Below are 18,585 nucleotides of genomic sequence, written 5' to 3' on the forward strand. Positions count from 1 at the left end.
GGGTGTGCAGCTCACCGCGAATCGAAGCCCTGCCGATATCGAGATCGATTCGTGATTCGAAGCCGACAGGATTTCCCGGCGTGCTTCCAGCCCAGGGGGGGATATGAAGCGTTTCGCGGTCGCCGGTGTTGTGCTCGGTATGCTCACGGCGCTGTTCTCCGGCGCCGCGCACGCCGATTCGCCCACTCAGCCGGTCAAGGCGCTCGGGCAGCAGTTCGCGCCCGGACGTGGAGTGCTGGTCTCGGAAACGGCCCGGGTGACTTCCAGCAGTTCCAAGCAGACCTACGTCAGCCACACCACCGGCTCGATCGGATTCGGAAAATCCGGAGTAACCGGCTACGACCTCACCTCCAGGCTGGAAATCACCCCCGCGCTCCAAGCCAGCACTCCTCGCGAGCAACTGGACGACCTGCGCGACCCGCTCCGCGTGGTCAACGTGGGGCCCGACACCTATGTCCAGGGTTTCGGCTGGGGTCCGATGCCCGCGGGGAAGACCTGGACCAGATTCGGCAGGAACACCGCGACCTGGGGAGATTACGGCCGGCGCGGGGACCAGGTCGTCGACGTGCTGAGCCCCGCGAGGCTCAAATTCGTGATCTCGAAGGCGGTGGTCCACCGCCCGGGCGAATATCGCGGCACCCTCAGGACGCAGGATCTGTACGCGGAGCAGGGTCCCATGAATCCGGACAAGCACAAGGTCTCGTTCAGGCTGTTCGTCGGTGAGAACGGATTGCCGATTCGCCTGGTCACGCGGTGGGAGGAGAAGGATTACGAGTTCACCCGCGACGACGAATGGGTCAGCACCGTTTACGCCAACGTCGTGGACACGCGGTATCACCACTGGGGTGCGAAGGTGAGGATCACGGCCCCTCCGGCATCCCGCGTCGTCGTCTTCGACGGCCTTCTCGAGAACGTGTTGAATCGCAACGTCGTCACCATTCGGTGAACCATCCGCGAGATCGCCCGTTGGGTAGGGTCGATTCATGCGGGCCACCACGGATGACGACGTACGCCGTGTGTTCGACCGGCTGGCGGATCGATACGACAGCCAGATGCTGACCTGGGAGCGCCGTCTTCTCCCGGGCAGCCGGGAGTGGGCCGTCGGGCAGGCGCGCGGTCACGTCGTGGAGATCGCGGTCGGCACCGGGCTCAACCTCCCGCTGTACGACGCCGGCACCACGGTCGTCGGGATCGAGCTGTCCGAGCGCATGCTGGAGCTCGCGCGTCGGCGGGCGGCGCGGGCCGGCCTCGGTGAGCGGGTGGAGCTGCGGCAGGGCGACGTGCAGCGCCTCGACCTGGCCGACGGCGTCGCGGACACCGTGGTGTCCACGTTCACGATGTGCACGATCCCGGACCCCGCGGCCGCGGCGCGCGAGGCCCACCGGGTGCTCCGGCCCGGCGGGCGCTTCGTGCTGGCCGAGCACGGGCCGTCGAGCAACCCGGTGATCCGGGCCGGGATGCGGCTGGCCGAACCGCTGTTCGTGCGGTCCGCGGCCGACTACCTCACCCGCGATCCCCGGCCGTTCCTGGAACAGGCCGGTTTCGAGCTCGAGTCGGTGACGCGGACGACACGTGGGATCGGCTTCCGGGTGCTGGCCGTCCGGCCGTGACCCGCACGTCTCCGTGACCCGCACGTCTCCGTGACCCGCACGTCTCCGTGACCCGTGCGGCTCCGGGCCCCGTCCGCGTACGGTCCACCGACCGGCCGGCGCGGGGCCAGGACCGCGCGCTCAGCGGGTGAGGTTGTCCCGCACGCGGGGCACGACGTCCTCGGCGAAGCGCTTGACCTGGTCGGCCGACTGCTCCTCGGGCCAGAAGACGAAGGCGCCGAAGGGCTGCTCCGTGCCGAGGCGGGTCAGCTCGGCCACCCACGTGTCGGCGTCGGCGCGCAGCGGGTCGGCGCCGGTGCGCAGGAGCGGCGTCGTGCCCGGCCGCCCGCCCGCCGTGACCACTCCCGGGATCTGGGCGATGCGCAGGATCGAGCGGGGGTCGCGTCCGTGCTCCACCGCCTCCCGGTCGACGATCTCGTTGCACGACGGCCAGCGCTCGTACGGCAGGTAGGAGGGGATCGGCGCCGCCCAGCCGTCGGCGATCCGCGCGGTCTGGGCGAGGCTGCGCGGCCCCTGGGCCCCGAGCCAGATCCGTACGGGGGACGGCCCGGGGTCGGCGCCCTGGATGCCGGAGACGTCGTAGTACTTGCCGTGGAAGGTCACGCTCCGGCCCGGGCTCCACAGGCCCCGCATGATCGTGACCGCCTCCTCCAGCGCGTGCAGCGCCTCGGCCGGAGAGCGCCGCGGCACGCCCATCGCCGCGATGGCGTCCCAGTAGCCGCCGGCGCCGAGGCCGAGCTCGAACCGGCCGCCCGAGAGCAGGTTGAGCGCGGCGGCGGTGCGGGCCAGCACGGCCGGCGGGCGCAGCGGCAGGTTCGCGACGTCCGGGAAGATCCGGATCCGCTCGGTGTGCGCGAGCAGGTCACCGATCACCGCGAAGGCGTCCAGCAGCTGCGCCGCGTACGGGTGGTCCTGCACGCCGGCGAGGTCGAGGCCGTGGCGCTCGGCGGTGACCGTGAGCTCCCGGACGAGCGCCACGTCGGGCGTGGGCGTCACGGAGACGCCGAACATCGGCTGAGGCGGCTGAGTCGTCTGCGACAAGGTCTACTCCCGATCGAAACGGCCCGGCGCGCGTGGTCCGCGCGGGGCGAGGGCTGGTCCGTGGTGCGGGTGACGCTGGTGCTCGGCGATGTCGAACGCGGCCGGGGGCGGCCGATCGGCCGCCACCGGTCATGATCGGATGCTAATCGCTGGGCCGCCGCTCGTCCCGCCGCCGGCCCCCGAACGGCCCTAATCGAGCAAGATGACGATGCCGGTCATGCCGGTGAGGACGGCCGCGACGCCCGCCCGTACGGCACGCCCGGCCCGCTCGGGCGTGAAGCTGGCCGGGTCGTACGTCGAGGACATGCCGAGGCCCTCGCCGCGGAACGACGCACCGGCCCAGTCGGCGGCGGTGACGTTCGCGGTGGGCTCGGCCAGCTCCGCGCCGACCACGAGGAACTGCCGGTCGAGGTGGTTGGGGGTGACCAGGGCCAGGGGGTCGACGAGATCGTCGCCGGCGCTCACGATGAGATCGGGCTTCATCTCCATCGCCCTGCTGATGCTCGCGACGAACTGGTCCGGCCGCGTGGCCGTGACGGTCCTGAGACTGACGCGCGCCTCCTCGGCCCACGCCGTCACCGCGTTCACCAGCGTCCTGGTCTGGCGGTCCTCCCCCGCGGTGAGCAGCACCACGCGATAGCCCTCCGGCGGGCGGACCCCGTTCCAGGAGCCGGGCCCGGGTGTGATCGTCGCCTCCGGCGCGGGTGACGTGGCCGGGAAGAACCCGGGGCCGGGGGTGCCGACGGCGGTGGGCTTCGCGTGCGGCCGGGACCAGTCGTCGCCGGAGCCGCATCCGGCGGCCAGCAGGGCGGTCGCGACTGCCGCGGCCAGGGTGCAGGCAGGCAGAAGCCGAGAGCGCATGGGGATCGTCCTTCGAAGGGCTGCGGGGTACTGCGCCTATTTCCTACCTCATGTCCGATGCGAAGACTGCGTCCGCCGAACGTGATTCGCCGTCGGTTCGTGCCCGATATACCGCTCGTTCACCTCAATCGACCAGATTTCGTACGCCAAAGCCAAAAGGAGTCATATGTCCCCCGCCGCTCGGCGTCGTGTCTGTGCTGTCATCGCCGCCGCAGCCGTGGCCGTCCTGTTCAGCGCCCTCTCCGCCGCGCTGGGCGCCCCGCCCGCTCTCGCCCACGGGTTCACCTCGACGGTTTACGTCAACCTCGCCTCGCCCGCGACCGGGCACGTCCGCGCCGAACTCCAGCTGGAGTACGACCTGCTCGTCGTCTCCGCCGCCGACTACGAGAAGGACGACCCGCTCTTCCGGGCGGGCACCGCGGCGTTCGAGGCCGGTGACGCCGCGCGGCAGGCCGCCGCGCTCGACGCCCACGCCGGCCCGGTCGTCGCGTACGTGACCGAGCGCTTCGGCGTCACCGCGGGCGGCACGGCGTGCGCCCCGGTCAGGGACGGCGGTTTCACTATCGGGCGGCGCGAAGGCGTCCCGTACGCGCGCCTGGTCCTCGACTACCGGTGCCCGGAGTTCGCGGAGGCGCACGAGGTGCGCAGCGGGCTGTTCGCCGGCTCCGAGGGGTATGTGCGCGACAGCAAGACGATCGTCACCTACGACCTCGACCTGAGGTCCGGAAGCACGGCCCTCGACGCCCAGCATCCGTCGTTCTCCACCCAGCAGTCCTGGTTCGAGCGGTTCTGGGAGTTCTTCCGGCTCGGGGCCGAGCACCTGCTCGGCGGACTCGACCACATCCTGTTCCTGCTGGCGCTCATCGCCGGGTCACGCCGCCTGCGCGAGATCGTGCTGGCGGCGACGACCTTCACGCTGGCCCACTCGGTGACCTTCGTCCTCGCCGCCCTCGGCCTCGTGGAGGTGCCCGCGGCCTTCGTCGAGCCCGTCATCGCCCTGTCGATCGCGATCGTCGCCGGCTGGCACCTGTGGCGGATCCGGCGCCGCCGCTCACACGCCACGGAGCTCGAGACGACCGGTCATGGCCGCCTCGGACTGGACCGCGCGGGGCGGACGCGGCTCGCGGTGGTCTTCTGCTTCGGCCTCGTGCACGGCCTCGGCTTCGCCTCGGCACTGGGCATCGACCAGGCCTGGTCGTGGACGCTCCTGTGGTCGCTGCTCGTCTTCAACGTGGGCATCGAGGCCGTCCAGCTGTCGATCATCGTCGCCGTCTTCCCCCTGCTCGCCCTGCTGCGTCACCGGCGGCCGATCGCGGGGCTGTGGGCGACCGGAGCGATCGCGGCGGGTGTGGCCGCGATGGGCCTGGTGTGGTTCGTGCAGCGGGTGCTCGGAACCTGAGATCACAACTTCCGGCAAGCGCAACGGTCCGCCTGCCCCACGTTCATCTCCGCGACATCAACTGCCGAAATCGTGCAAATCGCTCCAATTCCCCCACATGGATGGAAAAGCATGAAGCTCGACAAGGGGACACATAACCCCGGGCTCGTCCTGCGCCGCGTGGCCCTCGGCGCCACCGCGGCGGCACTCGCCGCCGGCGCCGTGTTCGGCGGCGGCCTTGCGACCGCGGCCCACGCCGGCAGTGTGACGCTCACCGGCGTCGTCCTCGGCGTCGGCGCTGACGAGACGCAGCGCGTCGTGTCGTGGTACTCCTCGGCCGGCACCGCGCAGGTGGTCCAGGTGGCGCCGGCGTCCAAGGTCGTCGACGGCCGGTTCCCCGCGAACGCCGTCACCTTCCCGGCCACGGTCACCGCGAACGTCGTCAACGGCGGCTACAACGCCCACGCCACGATCGACAGCCTGAAGCAGAACACCGCGTACGCCTACCGGGTCGGCGCCGAGGGCGACTGGTCCCCGACGTACTCCTTCACGACCCAGAACTTCAACGGCAACAACCTCGACTTCCTGTTCTTCGGCGACCCGCAGATCGGCTCGTCCGGCAACGTGGCGAAGGACGGCGCCGGGTGGGCGGACACCCTGGACGTCGCCCTCGCCGCCAACCCGAAGGCCGAGCTGCTCGTGTCCGGCGGCGACCAGGTCGAAAGCGCCAACAACGAGACGCAGTGGAACGCGTTCCTCGCGTCCGACAAGCTGCGCCAGTATCCGTGGGCCGCCACCATCGGCAACCACGACGTCGGCGGCAAGGCGTACGAGCAGCACTTCTGGACGCCGAACACCGACCGGTCCACGCCGTATTACAACGGCTCCGCGGCCACCCGCTCGGGCGGCGACTACTGGTTCAAGTACAAGAACATCCTGTTCATCGACATCAACAGCAACGCCTACGCCAGCGGCTCCGACGCCGCGCACATCGACTACATCTCCAAGGTGGTCGAGGAGCACGGCGCCGACGCCAAGCACACGGTGCTCATCTACCACCACGCGATCTACTCGCCGGCCAGCCACGCGAACGACGGCGACAACAAGGTGCGCCGTCAGGACTTCCCGACGGCCTTCTCGAAGCTCGGCGTCGACCTGGTCCTGCAGGGTCACGACCACAGCTACTCCCGCAGCTACGTGATCAAGAACGGCCAGAAGGCGAACAAGGACGAGCAGCCCGGCGCCACGCAGGTGTCCAAGGGCCCGGGCGGCGTCATCTACGTGACGGCCAACTCCGCGTCGGGGTCGAAGTACTACGACCTGACCGCTCCGGACACGACCAAGGACCCGAACTACGGCCCCGACCCGCTGAACCCCAAGAGCCACTGGGCCAACTCCGTCGAGAACCAGGAGCACGTCCGCACGTACGTGCGGGTCCAGGTGCGCGGCAACAAGCTCGTGGTCGAGAACATCCGCAGCGGCACCTGCGCCGCCCCCAACGCCGCGGTGGAGCTGGGCCAGGAGTCGTGGTGCGGCCCGGACAACGGCGCGAGCGCCGCTCAGCCGGTCGGCTCCCTCGTCGACCAGGTCGTGATCCACACGAACGAGGGCAAGGGCGGCGAGAAGACGCCGGCCGCGTCCGAGTCCGACTGGCTCCAGTAGACGACCGAGGGTGATGCGGGGCCTCTCACGACGAGCCGCCCCGATCGGCCGTGGGGTGGACGCCGTCACGGCGCCCGCCCCGCGGCACGTCGTCCGTCCCCGCCCGAGAAACACCGAGGACCATGCAGATGAACCGCCCGCTCAGACCTCCTGCGACGACCGTGGCAGGCTCCCTCGCCCGGGCCGTCGTCGTGGTGCTGCTCGCCACGCTCGGCCTCCTCGACGCGGGGGCGGCCTCCGCCGCGGCGGCGGACGGCGAGACCCCCTGGACGGTCACCACCGCCTCCGGCGACTTCGGGTCCGGCCGGCGGAACTACAGCTACACCCTGGACCCGGGCGGGCGGCTCCGGGACGGCATCGTGATCGCCAACCACGGCACGACCCCGCTCCACCTGGCCGTGTACGCCGCGGACGGGTTCACCACGGAGCAGGGCCGGCTCGACCTGCGCGGCAGGGACGCGAAGCCGGCCGGGGTGGGTGCGTGGGTCCGCACGGACCGGCCCGACGTGACGGTCCCGCCCGGCGAGTCGGCCGAAGTGCCGTTCACGGTCGCTCTTCCGCGGGACGCCGAGCCCGGCGAGTACATGGGCGGCGTCGTCACCTCACCGGCCTCGGCCGGCGCGGCGGACGGGCGCCGCCTCGGCATCCGCGTCCGTCTGCGCGTGGGCGGCGAGCTGAAGCCGGGCCTTTCCGTGCGGGACCTGGAGGTGCGCTACTCCGGCACGTCCGATCCGCTGGGGAAGGGCGACGCCACCGTCACGTACACGATCCGCAACACCGGCAACGCCGTCCTCGCCGCCCGGCAGACGGTGGCCCTCTCCGGGCCCTTCGGGCGCTGGGGCGGCCGCGCGGCGCACGTCGACGATTCGCCCCAGTTGCTTCCGGGCGACACCTGGAAGGTCTCCGTACCGGTCCACGGGGTGACTCCCGCGCTGAGACTGACGGGGACGGTCACCCTCGTCCCGCTGCTCACCGACGCGGCCGGCTCGGTCGCCCCGCTCGCCGCCGTCGAGAGCACCACGCACGCGTGGACCCCGCCGTGGGCGCTGCTGCTCGTCCTTCTCGTCGTCTGCGGGCTCGTCGTCGCGGCTGTCGCCGCCCGGCGCCGCCGTAGGGCCGCTAGCCGCCCGGAGCGGGTTCCTCACCGTTCCGCGGCCGTCTCGTGAAGACGTGCGGCCGCCCATGCCGGTGACAGGCCGGTGTGCTCACCGGCGAAGGCCAGGATGTCCGCGGTCAGGGCGCGCTCCTTGCTCGCGGGCGAGGCGGCGTGGGCGGTGTCGGGTTCCCTGCGCATGAGGATCGGCCGGTCACCGCTGGTGGCGTGCTGGAGGGCCGCGCACATCTTGGTGACATGGGCCTCTCCGGTCTGCAGATCGGTCACCGCGCCGGTGAGCAGGAACGCGGGATAGCGGACGCCGGGCGTGACGTGGTGATAGGGCGAGTACCCGAGCAGCCACTGGAGCTGTTCGGGCCGGGAGGCGCTGCCGAACTCGTCGGTCCAGGTGCATCCCAGGCCGAACCGCTCGTAGCGCACCATGTCGCACAGCGGGCCTTCGGCGACGACCGCGGCGTACAGGTCCGGCCGCCGCATGGCGGCGGCGGTGACCAGGAGACCCCCGGCTGACTGGCCGTATATCGCCAGCTGGCCGGCGGTGGTCGCGCCGGTCTCGATGAGCCAGGCCGCGGCGTCGACGAAGTCGCCGACCGCGCGGTGTTTGTGCGGCCCGCGACCGGCGTCGTGCCAGCGCTGGCCTTCCTCGCCGCCGCCGCGCACGCAGGCGACCGCGTACGTCCCGCCGGCGCCGACCCATGCGGCCGCCAGAGGGAAGAACCACGGGCGCATCGGCATGCCGAAGCTGCCGTAGCCGTACAGGAGGGTGGGACGGGGGCCCCGGTCCTCCTCGTCCGCGGTGAACAGGAAGAGCGTTATCGCGGTGCCGTCACCGGCCCGGCAGCGGACCCGGCGGCTGTGGATCGCGGGCGTCTGCCCGGCCGTCGCCGCGCCGGCTTCCCGTTCCGTCCTCCCCCGGACGGCGTCGTACCGGTAGATGGTCGGGGGCGTGCCCGCGTCGCAGTAGCTGAACCACGCCCGGTGCCCATGCGGGACGCTCGTCCGCAGGGACGACACGATGCCCGCGCCGGGAAGGGGCAGATCGGCGAGCGGCAGGCCGTCTGCCAGGTCGTGCAGTGTCAGCGTGGAGGTGCCGTGACGGGCGCGCGCCACCAGCAGGAGCGGCCGCGCGAGCGCCGGGCCGTCCAGGACCACGCACTCGTCCAGGGGAGCCTCGGGATCTTCGGCCACCAGCGTGCGCCAGGCGGCCGGGCCGGCATCGTACCGATCCGCCAGGCAGACGCGGCCGCACGGAGCCTGGTAGTCGGTGACCAGCAGCAGGCGGCCGTCCGCGAGGAAACGCGGGAGGACCCGCGCGTGTACGGCGTCTCCGTCCACGACCCTGACGAAGCGCGGGGCTCGCGGATCGGCGAGTTCGGCCACGTACACGTCGTTGCGCGGGGCGGGCCCGGCCGCCGCGGTGACGGCCAGACGACGGCCGTCGGGGCTGAGCGTGAGCCCGTAGTAGTGGTCGGGCGCGTCCTCGCCGCCGAACACCACCGTGTCGGCCTGCCAGGGCGTGCCGATCCGGTGCAACCGCACGCGCCGGTGCAGCCGCAGGTCGCCGGAGGCCAGCTCCTCGTCGGGAACACGGCTGACGTAGTAGAACGCGTCCCCTCCCGGCAGCCAGGCGACCGAGGTGTTGCGGGCGCGCGGCAGGGGACCGTCCACGATCTCACCGGTGCGCACGTCCAGCGCGATGAGGTCGCTGCCGGGCTGCTCGGCGACCTCCATCTGCACGGCCACCCGTTCGCCCTCACGGGACGGCCACCAGGCGTACAGCCCGGTGTGGCCGGACGGATCGGCCTCCATCGGGTCGACCAGCACCCGCCTGCCTCCGGCGTCGACGACGAGCAGGCGCCGCTGTTCGTCCCCGCGCCGCTGCTCGGCGAGGAACATGACCGGACCCCGCACCATCGGGGGCTCCAACACGCCGAAGGAGGACACCTCGTCCACCAGGGACGCCCAGGATTCCTTGTCACGCCATTGCTCTCGGTGGGCGCGGAAGAGACGATCCTGGGCCGCGACCCACTCCCGCACGCGCGCGTCATCGCCGTCTTCAAGCCAGCGATAGGGGTCGGGCACGGGATTTCCGAACAGATTCTCCACCACGTCGTCGCGCCGGGCGGCAGGGTAGAACAATCGCGCCATGGACGTCCCCCGATACGTCGTGTGATATGTCGAGGCACTGCGGCCCATACGCGCCGCAGCACCTCGATCCACTCAGCTACGACTCGCCGCGGAGAATGTCCGCCTGCCAGCCGCGTACGCCCCCGATACGGGCGGCGGGAGTGGAATCGCGATACGGCAGGTATCCAGTCATGTCAGCCTCCTGGATCCGTCGATTTCGCCCGAATTGGGCGATTACGACGCCGACCATCCCCGCGCCCGGGATCGATAAACACCGGCCTCATCTCGGGCCCCACGACTCACGGGAAGCGACATGCGGTCAATCACCTTCCCGTCAAATCCACCGAAAAAACGAAGGCGTACGAGAATGCCCGTGGAGATCGATCCATACGACGGCGATTCCGAGAAGGACCGGCCCCGATCGCCCATCCCCCGCCGAAGCCCCCGGACGGGCAGGTGGAAAGCTGTAGGGGTCCGTCCGCCGGAGGAACGGGGCCATGACCATGGTGGATGTCGGTGCGGGGAGCCATCGCAGCGGGACCGAAGACCTCGACCAGGCGGCGGCCATCTTCGAGAGCGTGCGGCCACGCCTGTTCGGAATCGCGTACCGGATCCTCGGCAGTTCCACCGAGGCGGAAGACCTGTTGCAGGACGTCTGGCTGCGCTGGCAGGCGTACGACCGCGGCATCGTGGCCGACCCGGCGGCGTTCCTGGCGACGGTGACCACGCGCCTCGCCATCAACACCCTGCAGTCCGCTCGGGTGCGCCGCGAGACGTACGTCGGACCATGGCTGCCCGAACCCGTCGACACCGGTGACGACCCTCACCTCGGCGCCGAGCGGGGCGAAGCCCTCGGCTTCGCGGTCCTGCTCCTGCTGGAGAAACTCTCGCCCACCGAACGCGCGGCCTACGTGCTGCGAGAAGCGTTCGACTATCCCTACCGGCAGATCGCCGAGATCATCGAGACGAGCGAGGTCGCGGTGCGGCAACTCGTCAGCAGGGCGCGCAAACACATCGTCTCCGAGCGCCGGGCACCGGTTACCCGGGCCGAGCAGCGCAGGCTGCTCACCGCCTTCGTGACCGCCGCCCGCTCCGGCGACCTGGCCGCGCTGGAGGACCTGCTCGCCATGGATGCCATCAGTTACTCCGACGGCGGTGGCGCCGTCCGGGCCTCGCGCATCCCCGTGATCGGCGCATTCCGGGTCGCGAAGTACGTCAGAGCGTTCGCGGACCGGTTCTGGGCCGGGGTCGAGGTGGAATGGGCCGACGTGAACGGGCAGTCCGCCGCTCTGCTGCGCCGCGACGGCGAGTTGTTCACGGTCCTCACCGTCAACGCCTCCGACGAGGGCATCGACCAGGTGCTGTGGCTGATGAACCCCGCCAAGATCGCCGCACTGTCGGCCGCGAGCTGACCCGTCCCCTCGCGCCGTGTCCGCGGCGGTGCCGTCGTCACTCCACCAGTGCGCCGAAGACGTAGGTCCCGGGAGCGTTGGGGTCGTCCCCCGCCCAGAACTCCGTCCAGTGGGTGCGGAACTCGTCGCGGGTGAGGTGGCCGTCGCCGTCCAGGTCGAGACGGGGGAAGACCTCGTCGATCGCCGTCGGCGTCCCGTTCCACGTCTCGATGAGCGCGCCGTACTCCGAACGGGAGATCAGCCCGTCCCCGTCGATGTCGACGGCCTCGAACATCGCGTCGGCGGTGGCGGAGACGGCGTCCGCCCGGTCGCCGAGGCCTTCCACGACGAGGAGCACCTCGTCGATGGTGACGGCGTCGCCGCCGTCCCGGCCGGAGGCGGCCCGGAGCACCGGCCACCAGCCGGTCATGACGGAGGCGAGCCGCTCCGGATCGGCGGATCCGGCGACTGCCGTCCAGCGGCAGGCGAGCGCCTGGAAGTCGGACTCGGTCAGCCGGCCGTCGCCGTCCACGTCCATCGCCCGGAAAACTCCGCTGACCTTCTTCCGCTGGAACTCACTGGCCACATCCGTCTCCGTTCTTCGGGGGACTCAATGCTGCCGAGAGGTCACTTTGGGTGACAGTAGACAATGAGTGACTGTTCCGTTACGGCGATGGCGCCCGCGGCCGGGGGCGCCATGTGTTCGGGATCACCGGAGCGTCTGGCACGTCTCCGGCCGGTAGGTCACGGAGTGACGGTAACCCGGACCGCCGGGGCCGCGCCGATCCGTACGTCCAGGGTGACCGGCCTGCCGGCGAGGAGGGCGGCTCGGGCCTCGTCCCGGAGGTCGAGCTTCAGACCCCTGGTCCTGCCGGGCTGGAGCGTGACCTTCTTGGTGTCGAGCATCTGGCCATCGTGGGAGACGGCGACCTGCTCCTGGCACTTGTCCGCACCCGCGCAGGCCAGGGTGATCGTCACCTGGGCGGGGGCGTTCCCCTTCGTCTTGACCGTGGCGGTGACGGTGTCGTCGAGCACCCTCATCGCCGGGGTTCCGGGCGTGCCCGGGAGGAGCGAGGCGACGTGGCGCGGCGTGTCGCCCGAGGTGTTGAGCGCGAGGGTCGTCCCGTCCGCCCGGTCCGGGAGCACGGTCAGCGTCGCGTTGCCCTGCTCGTCGAGAGGTGCCTCTCCGAGGTAGGCGATGTCGTCCTCGGCCGGAGCCGACGTCGAGGCGCCGGCCTCCAGCAGGAGGAACGACAGCTGCTCGGCCGCCGCCGCGGTCCCGGCGGACACCGTCACGGTGACGGTGCCGTCGTCGTTCACGACCGCCTCGTGGCGGATGCCGCCGGTCTCGACGACCTGGGCCGCCGCCGTAACCGCGGCAGTGGACGCCGTAGTGGGTGCGCTGGCGGACGCGCTGGCGGACGGGACGGTCCGCGCCGCCCCGGCCTCGGCGCCGGTCTCCGGTGCGACCCCCGATCCGGCCGCCGCCTCGGCGGCGGGCGTCGCCGGCGCCCCGGGTGCGGCCATGCCGCGCAGCACCGGCCGGCCCAGGCCGGCGTCCCACTGCCAGACGCGCTCGAAGTCGAAGCCGAGCTTGCCCGCCCAGAACGCCTGGGTGGCGGCCTCGTCCCGGGTCGCGGTGGCGCCGTTGAGCGTGGCCGGGCCGATCGCGGTCTCGGTCTGTGACTTCGCCTCGACGGTCTCGGCCGCCCAGTTGTTGCTCAGCGTGGCGACGTTGTTCGCCAGCACCCGGCCCAGGAAGCGATGCGCCCAGGACGGCGCCGTCACCGCCGGGTTGAGCGCGATCGAGTCGCGGATGGTCGTGCCGGTGTAGCCGTAGCCGGCCACGCCGCCGTCGTTGCGGCTGTCCGCGGTGACGGCGCCGGTGGCGAAGACCCGCTCCGTGGTGGAGCCGGCCAGGGCCACGCCGATCACACCGCCCGCCTCGGTGCCGCGTACATGCACGTTCGCGGCGGAATAGGCGTCGCGCACGATGCCCTGCGAATCGCCGACGAGACCACCCGCGCGCGAGCCCGCGGTCACGGACCCGGACACCTGCACGCGCTCGACGGTGCCGGTGCTGCCGCCGGCCAGGATGCCGGCGCGAGCGATGGTGGTGTCCACCGTGGCGTCGAGGACCGCGAGATCGTGGACGTGCCCGGAGATCTGGGTGAACAGACCACCGGTGGTGGAGGTCAGGCCCTTGATCGTGTGGCCCGCGCCGTCGAGTTCGCCCGTGAACGGCCCCGGCAGGCTCGTGAACGGCGTGCCGGTCAGGTCGATGTCGGCGGCGAGCACGTAGTCGTAGGACGGGTGCTTACCCATCAAGGCCAGCTCCTCGGCGCTGCCGACCTTGTAGAAGCCGCGCTCGTCGGCCGGCAGCCCGGGGGCCGGGACCGGTTCGAGCGTCTCGGGCGCCATCCGCAGGGTCGGGCGCCTGGCGACGTCGTTCCACTGCCAGACGGTCGCGAAGTCCCAGCCGCGCTCCTCGTAGAAAGCCTGTCTCTGGCTCTCCGCGGGCGCGACCACGTTGCCCTTCTGGTTGTCGGCCGCGGGCGGACCGGTCAGCGACTGCCCGCTGACCGGCACGGACCGGCTGACGTGGTTGTCCTCGAGCGTCGCGGTCTGCCCGGTGTAGACGCGGCCGACGATGGCGTGCGCGTAGCTCGACGCGGAGACGTTCGCGTTCAGCGCGACCGTGTGGCGCACCTGAGTGTCGGTGTAGCCGTAGGCGGCCACACCGCCCGCGGACGCGCCGTTCGCGACGACGGCCCCGGTGGCCAGCACGTTCTCGGTGACCGACCCGCCGACCGAGACGCCGACGACCCCGCCGGCGTACTGGGTCGTGGCGCGCACGTCCACCGTGGAGACACTGTCGCGAACGGTGCCGAAATGGTGGCCGGTGATGCCTCCGACGTAGCTGTTCGCGGTCAGCGACCCGTCGACGCGGACGCGCTGGATCGTGCCGTGGTTGGCGTCGGCGACCAGGCCGGCGGTGGAACGGTCGGTGGTGACGTCGCCCTGGACCACCAGGTCCTCGATGGTGCCCTGGTTGTCGGCGAACAGGCCCGGCCCCTGGTCGGGCAGGGCGGCCAGCCCGGAGATCCGGTGCCCGTCGCCGTCGAAGACGCCCGTGAAGGTGGTCGCGCGGCCCATCTGGGTGCGGGCGAGACCGGTCAGGTTCAGGTCGGCGGTCAGCCGGTAGTGCCCGGCCGGGTCGTTGTCGACCTTGGCCAGGTCGTCGGGCGAGTCGATCAGGTACGGCGACTGCTCGCTGCCCTCACCGGCCAGGCCCTCGCGCAGGGTCACGGCAGGCCGGAGCGGCCTCCCCGACCCCAATGAGTCCCATGTGAAGAGCTTGACCGTGGAGCTCGGGGCCACCGGCAGCGGCGTGCCGAACCGCACGTACTGCTCGCGACCACGGTGGTCGAGCGTGACCTCGACGCTGCGCACGTCGAGCATCCGCTGCTGCGCGTTGTCGTACGTCGCGGCCATGACGGTGACCTTGTCCAGGCTGCCCGGGGAGGACAGCAGACCCACGCCCTTCAGTTCACGATCCTCGATCTCGGCGGAGGAGACCTTCCAGGAACCGTGCGGTTTCGCGACCGTCACCTCGTCGACCAGGCGCCCGTCGATCGTGTACGTCGACAGCCGCAGCCCGGCGTCGGTCACCGTCAGGACGCCGCCCATCTGGACGTTCTCGTCGAAGACCTTGTCGTCCCACCAGAACTTCTGGTTGTCGTAGAACTTCGGGCCGGACGACCCCATGGTCACGAACGTGGTGCCCGCGACCTCCTCCTCGGGGGTGGTGGCCAGGCGCCCGTCGTAGATCGTGGACCGCTTGTAGACGTGGTCGTGCCCGCCGACGTACAGGTCGACGCCGAGCCGGTCGAGCACGCGCGTGACCTTGTCGCGGTCGATGTCCATGCCGCCGTCGTCGGCGTGCTGGCCGCCGTAGTAGGAGAAGTGCCCCACGACGACGTTCCACGTCGCGTCCGAGGCGCGCACGTCGTCGACCAGCCAGTCGAGCTGCTCGTCGAAGCGCGCGTTGGAGTTCAGCACGGAGAAGTGGACGTCGCCGCGGTCGAAGGAGTAGTTGCTCTCGCCGATCACGCCGTTGTCCGGCAGCGCGAACATGTTGGTGAAGATCGCGCCCGGCTGCCTGCCGACCGCGTCGTAGTCGAGGTCCTCGTAGGTCTCGTGGTTGCCGGCCAGGCCCACGTACTGCAGGTCGAGCCTGGACAGGAAGGCGTTGTGGATCTCGGCCCACTTCTCGCCCCGGCCGCCGCGGTCGACGAGGTCGCCGACCTGGAGCACCGTGCCGCCGCCCGGCGCCTGGCTCTTCAGCCGGTCGAGCACCCGCCCCGGCAGGGTGAGCTCGTCGGCGTCGCCGTCGGGCACCTGCACGTCGCCCAGGATGTAGACCGGCTCGCCCTTGGCACCGCCGGCGCGGAACCGGCCGCGTACGCCGGTCCAGGCCGGCGCGTCGCCGGCGGCGGGCGCGCGGCCGTCGCGGGCCACGCCGAACCGGAACCGGTAGGTCGTGCCGACCTTCAGCCCGGTCAGCCGGAACTCGTGCGAGCGCAGGGTCTGGCCCGTGATGGAGTGCTGGTAGACCGGCTCGTCGTTGCCGACCGTGTTCACCTCGTACGGCCGGTCGTTCGTGGACGTGAGCACCTCGGCCGTGGACCAGTCGTCCGAGCCCTCGGGCAGGATCTGCGCGTAGACCCGCTCGACGGCCCGGTCGGTGGTGACCGCGACACCGGCGGAGCCGGGCTTGTCGCCCACGGTCGCGTTGCTGCCGAAGCGGAAGACGCCCGCGGGGTCCGGCTCCGTCTGGGAGACCCGGACGCGCAGCAGCTCGGCGTTGGTGTCGCCGAGGTCGTCCGTCGCCTTGACGACCACGAACGCGTCGTCGTACGAACGGATGCGGAAGACGCCGCCGGAGACCGGCACCTCGCCCGCGGAGTCGAACACCTCGTAGGTCACCGCGGGTCGGGTCCCGGAGTCGTCGGTGGCCGTCGCCCGGGGCAGCGTGACCGTGTCGCCGTACCGCGCCGTGGCGGGGAAGTCGCCCGGGACGGTGATCTTCGGGGCGTAGTTCGCGCCGCGGGTGGTCTTCCCGACCCAGATCGGCGCGGAGACCAGGAAGTTGCCGTCGGCCTGGTCGGCGCGGACGTAGTAGAAGTCGCCGTCCCGGACGTTCAGCTTCGTCTTCAGCGTGAGGTCGTTGCCGCTGATCGCGCCGAAGTCGTGGGCGACGGCGCCGCCGTTCGTGATGAGGCGCGCGGAGGTGAAGGAGTCCCCGGCGTCCGGGTCGGCGAGGCGGAGCTCGACGTCCAGGCCGGTGGTGTCGCCCGGCAGGATCGAGCCCATGAGGCTTCCATTGCCGCCGAACCCGAGGACCGCGTTGGTGTCGCCGGTGGAGTAGAGGCTGCGGTCCCGCATCGCCGCGTACAACGCGTCGAGGGAGTGCTCCTTGGCCCATACTCCGGTGATCGACGGGTTCCCCGACACCCAGGTCGCGGAGTGCTCGTCGCCGTTCCACGTCGGGGCCAGGTGCCAGCCGGCGTCCAGCGCCTTCTGGAACTCGCCCACCGCGTCGGCGGACTTCACCTCGATGAGGTCCATCCGGTCGTCGGCGACGGGGTCGAGGCCCTTGAAGCCGAAGAAGTCGCCCTTGTCCTTGGTGGACGGATGGTTGAACTGGCCGATCGCGTCCGGGTCCTGCTTCAGACGGGCCAGGAACGTGAAGTAGTCGTACTTCATGTCGCCGGTGCCGAACGCGTTGCCGTAGCCGTCGACGCTGCCCTTCTCGGTCGCCCGCGCCGTCACGTGCCAGTCGGTGCCGAACACGTTGATGTGGCCGGTGCCGTCGTACCAGGTGTTCTCGATCGACGGAACGGCGATCAGGTCGTCCTGTCCCGCGTTGAATCGGGCGGCGCTCTCGTGGAGGTAACGCCACTCGGCGGAGTCGGCGTCCCGCCAGTCCTCGACGAAGTCGTCACCGTTGCGGATGTCCCACATGACGTCGTGCTCGGTGACCGCGAAGAAGTCCGCGTCGGTCTCGTCGTGGACATGGTTGTAGGCGTCGGGCGGCAGCTGGACGCCGTCGCTCACGGAGGTGTGCGCGTGGAACTCGCCGGTGTACAGGGTCCTGCCGAGGAAGGCCGGCCGGTCCTCGCCGGCCGCCGAGACCGGGGAGGCCGGGGCGCCGATGACTGCGCCGGCCGCGAGTGCGACGGCGGTGATGGCGCCCGGCCAGGTGGATGTGCGTGGTGCGCTGCTGCGCGTCATGTTTCTACCGTTTCAATGGTTCAAGCGTGCCGATCATAGAAATCAGGGCAGGTGAAACGGTCCGCCTCGCACGTGTGTCGTGAACGTGAACGAGCGAATAAACCTGACAAATGTCGCTTTTTGGGATTCATTGGGACGCTGGCGTCGCCGGCGCGGCGGCCACCGCCGCCACCGGCGGATCACCAGGCCCGGCGCACCCCATGACACACCGCAGGCGCCCCGGGTGCGGGGAACCGTCCTTTCGGCGCCGCGCCGGGACGGCCCGTCACTCTTCGCCGGGCAGCAGGTACCGCCAGGACAGCACGAAGACGGTCCCCGAGCCGGTCCTGAAGAGCGACCGGCCATACTCCTGCCCGGCGGGAACCGCCTTGGTGACGGCACTCGCCGTCTCCCCCTCGACGTCCTTCTGCCAGACCGGGTCCACCGCGCCCGAAGGCTCCGGAACGCCCTCGGGCCACGGCGACGGCTTGCCCTCCGCCGACGGGGCCTCGTCGGCGACCAGCCGGACACGGCCGGCGACGTAGTCGGCGCCCTCCGCGGCGGCCCGGGTTCCCAGGTCGTCCATCAGCTTCTTCGCGTCCAGCAGCTGCTTCGGGTAGAAGTCCGCGAGCTGTTCCAGAGCCGGGACCCGGACCTCCAGCATCTTCCCGTCCTCCCCCCGTACGGCGAGGACGGTGTCCGGCACGTCCGTCACCGACGGCGCACCCGGCTTCGGCGCGGCCGTCGGCGGCTGCCCACCCAGGTATTCCCGCATCCGCGCGACCACCTCGCCCGTCTCGGCATCGGGAAGCGTCAGCTGCTTGCTCGCGTCGGCGATCACCAGGCCGTCGCCGTACAGCACCACCCTCGGCGGACGCAGCACGTTCATGGTCGCGGTCACGAATCCGCCTTCCGCGCCCCACGAGGCGACCGGCTTCGCCGGCCCGTCGTCAGCCGCGGCCGCCGACGTGTCGGGTTCCACTCCTCCGCAGGCCGCGGTCAGCGCCGTCACCGCCATAAGCAGGATCATTCGTAGTCTCATGCCTCACACCACGTAATCACCCTCGCCTCGGTTCAACCCGCGAATCGCCCGGTCGGAGGTCGGGGGATGCCCCTTTCTTGATC

The 18,585-nt window shown here is 71.2% G+C and carries 12 protein-coding genes; 6 read left to right on the top strand and 6 right to left on the bottom strand.

Annotation, left to right across the window (positions count from 1 at the left end; genetic code table 11):
- Positions 1 to 103 precede the first annotated feature (103 nt).
- Entirely contained in the window at positions 104 to 946 is an 843-nt protein-coding gene (locus AB0J39_RS04335) for a hypothetical protein (RefSeq protein ID WP_363461702.1), read from the top strand.
- Between the two features lie 37 nt (positions 947 to 983).
- Positions 984 to 1,610, top strand: a complete 627-nt coding sequence (locus AB0J39_RS04340; RefSeq protein ID WP_363461704.1) for a methyltransferase domain-containing protein — start codon at positions 984 to 986, stop codon at positions 1,608 to 1,610.
- 120 nt (positions 1,611 to 1,730) lie between these two features.
- Here the strand turns inward: AB0J39_RS04340 and AB0J39_RS04345 are convergent, their stop codons facing one another.
- Together AB0J39_RS04345 and AB0J39_RS04350 are read right to left on the bottom strand one after the other, a co-directional pair.
- The gene (locus AB0J39_RS04345; RefSeq protein ID WP_363461706.1) at positions 1,731 to 2,651 is read right to left on the bottom strand and encodes an LLM class flavin-dependent oxidoreductase; all 921 of its coding nucleotides are present in this window, start codon (positions 2,649 to 2,651) and stop codon (positions 1,731 to 1,733) included.
- Positions 2,652 to 2,840: 189 nt separating this feature from the next.
- The gene (locus AB0J39_RS04350) at positions 2,841 to 3,512 is read right to left on the bottom strand and encodes a hypothetical protein (protein ID WP_363461708.1); all 672 of its coding nucleotides are present in this window, start codon (positions 3,510 to 3,512) and stop codon (positions 2,841 to 2,843) included.
- Positions 3,513 to 3,678: 166 nt separating this feature from the next.
- On the opposite strand from AB0J39_RS04350, the gene AB0J39_RS04355 reads away from it, so the two are divergent.
- The 3 genes from AB0J39_RS04355 to AB0J39_RS04365 all read left to right on the top strand — a co-directional run bounded on the left by AB0J39_RS04355 (position 3,679) and on the right by AB0J39_RS04365 (position 7,718).
- The gene (locus AB0J39_RS04355) at positions 3,679 to 4,911 is read left to right on the top strand and encodes a HupE/UreJ family protein (RefSeq protein ID WP_363461710.1); all 1,233 of its coding nucleotides are present in this window, start codon (positions 3,679 to 3,681) and stop codon (positions 4,909 to 4,911) included.
- Between the two features lie 111 nt (positions 4,912 to 5,022).
- Positions 5,023 to 6,552, top strand: coding sequence for a metallophosphoesterase family protein (locus AB0J39_RS04360; protein ID WP_363461712.1), 1,530 nt, complete (start codon positions 5,023 to 5,025; stop codon positions 6,550 to 6,552).
- A gap of 128 nt (positions 6,553 to 6,680) precedes the next feature.
- Positions 6,681 to 7,718, top strand: a complete 1,038-nt coding sequence (locus tag AB0J39_RS04365; RefSeq protein ID WP_363461714.1) for a hypothetical protein — start codon at positions 6,681 to 6,683, stop codon at positions 7,716 to 7,718.
- Here the strand turns inward: AB0J39_RS04365 and AB0J39_RS04370 are convergent.
- Positions 7,694 to 9,814: a prolyl oligopeptidase family serine peptidase gene (locus AB0J39_RS04370; protein ID WP_363461716.1), complete on the bottom strand. Its 2,121-nt coding sequence runs from the start codon at positions 9,812 to 9,814 to the stop codon at positions 7,694 to 7,696. The genes AB0J39_RS04365 and AB0J39_RS04370 overlap by 25 nt on opposite strands.
- 476 nt (positions 9,815 to 10,290) lie before the next feature.
- Here AB0J39_RS04370 and AB0J39_RS04375 point away from each other — a divergent pair, with 476 nt between their 5' ends.
- The gene (locus tag AB0J39_RS04375) at positions 10,291 to 11,205 is read left to right on the top strand and encodes an RNA polymerase sigma-70 factor (RefSeq protein ID WP_363461718.1); all 915 of its coding nucleotides are present in this window, start codon (positions 10,291 to 10,293) and stop codon (positions 11,203 to 11,205) included.
- A 37-nt stretch (positions 11,206 to 11,242) separates the two neighbouring features.
- Here AB0J39_RS04375 and AB0J39_RS04380 read toward each other — a convergent pair whose 3' ends face one another.
- The 3 genes from AB0J39_RS04380 to AB0J39_RS04390 form a co-directional block, all read right to left on the bottom strand.
- Positions 11,243 to 11,770 (bottom strand): EF-hand domain-containing protein, encoded by a 528-nt coding sequence (locus AB0J39_RS04380; protein ID WP_363461720.1) that lies wholly within the window; start codon positions 11,768 to 11,770, stop codon positions 11,243 to 11,245.
- Between the two features lie 158 nt (positions 11,771 to 11,928).
- Complete coding sequence (locus AB0J39_RS04385; protein WP_363461722.1) at positions 11,929 to 17,481, bottom strand: metallophosphoesterase; 5,553 nt, start codon at positions 17,479 to 17,481, stop codon at positions 11,929 to 11,931.
- A 265-nt stretch (positions 17,482 to 17,746) separates the two neighbouring features.
- A complete protein-coding gene (locus AB0J39_RS04390) occupies positions 17,747 to 18,490 on the bottom strand; it encodes a hypothetical protein (protein ID WP_363461724.1) in 744 nt (247 codons plus the stop codon).
- Positions 18,491 to 18,585 lie beyond the last annotated feature (95 nt).

It is taken from the genome of Microbispora sp. NPDC049633, from assembly GCF_040675265.1.
Lineage (GTDB): Bacteria > Actinomycetota > Actinomycetes > Streptosporangiales > Streptosporangiaceae > Microbispora > Microbispora maris.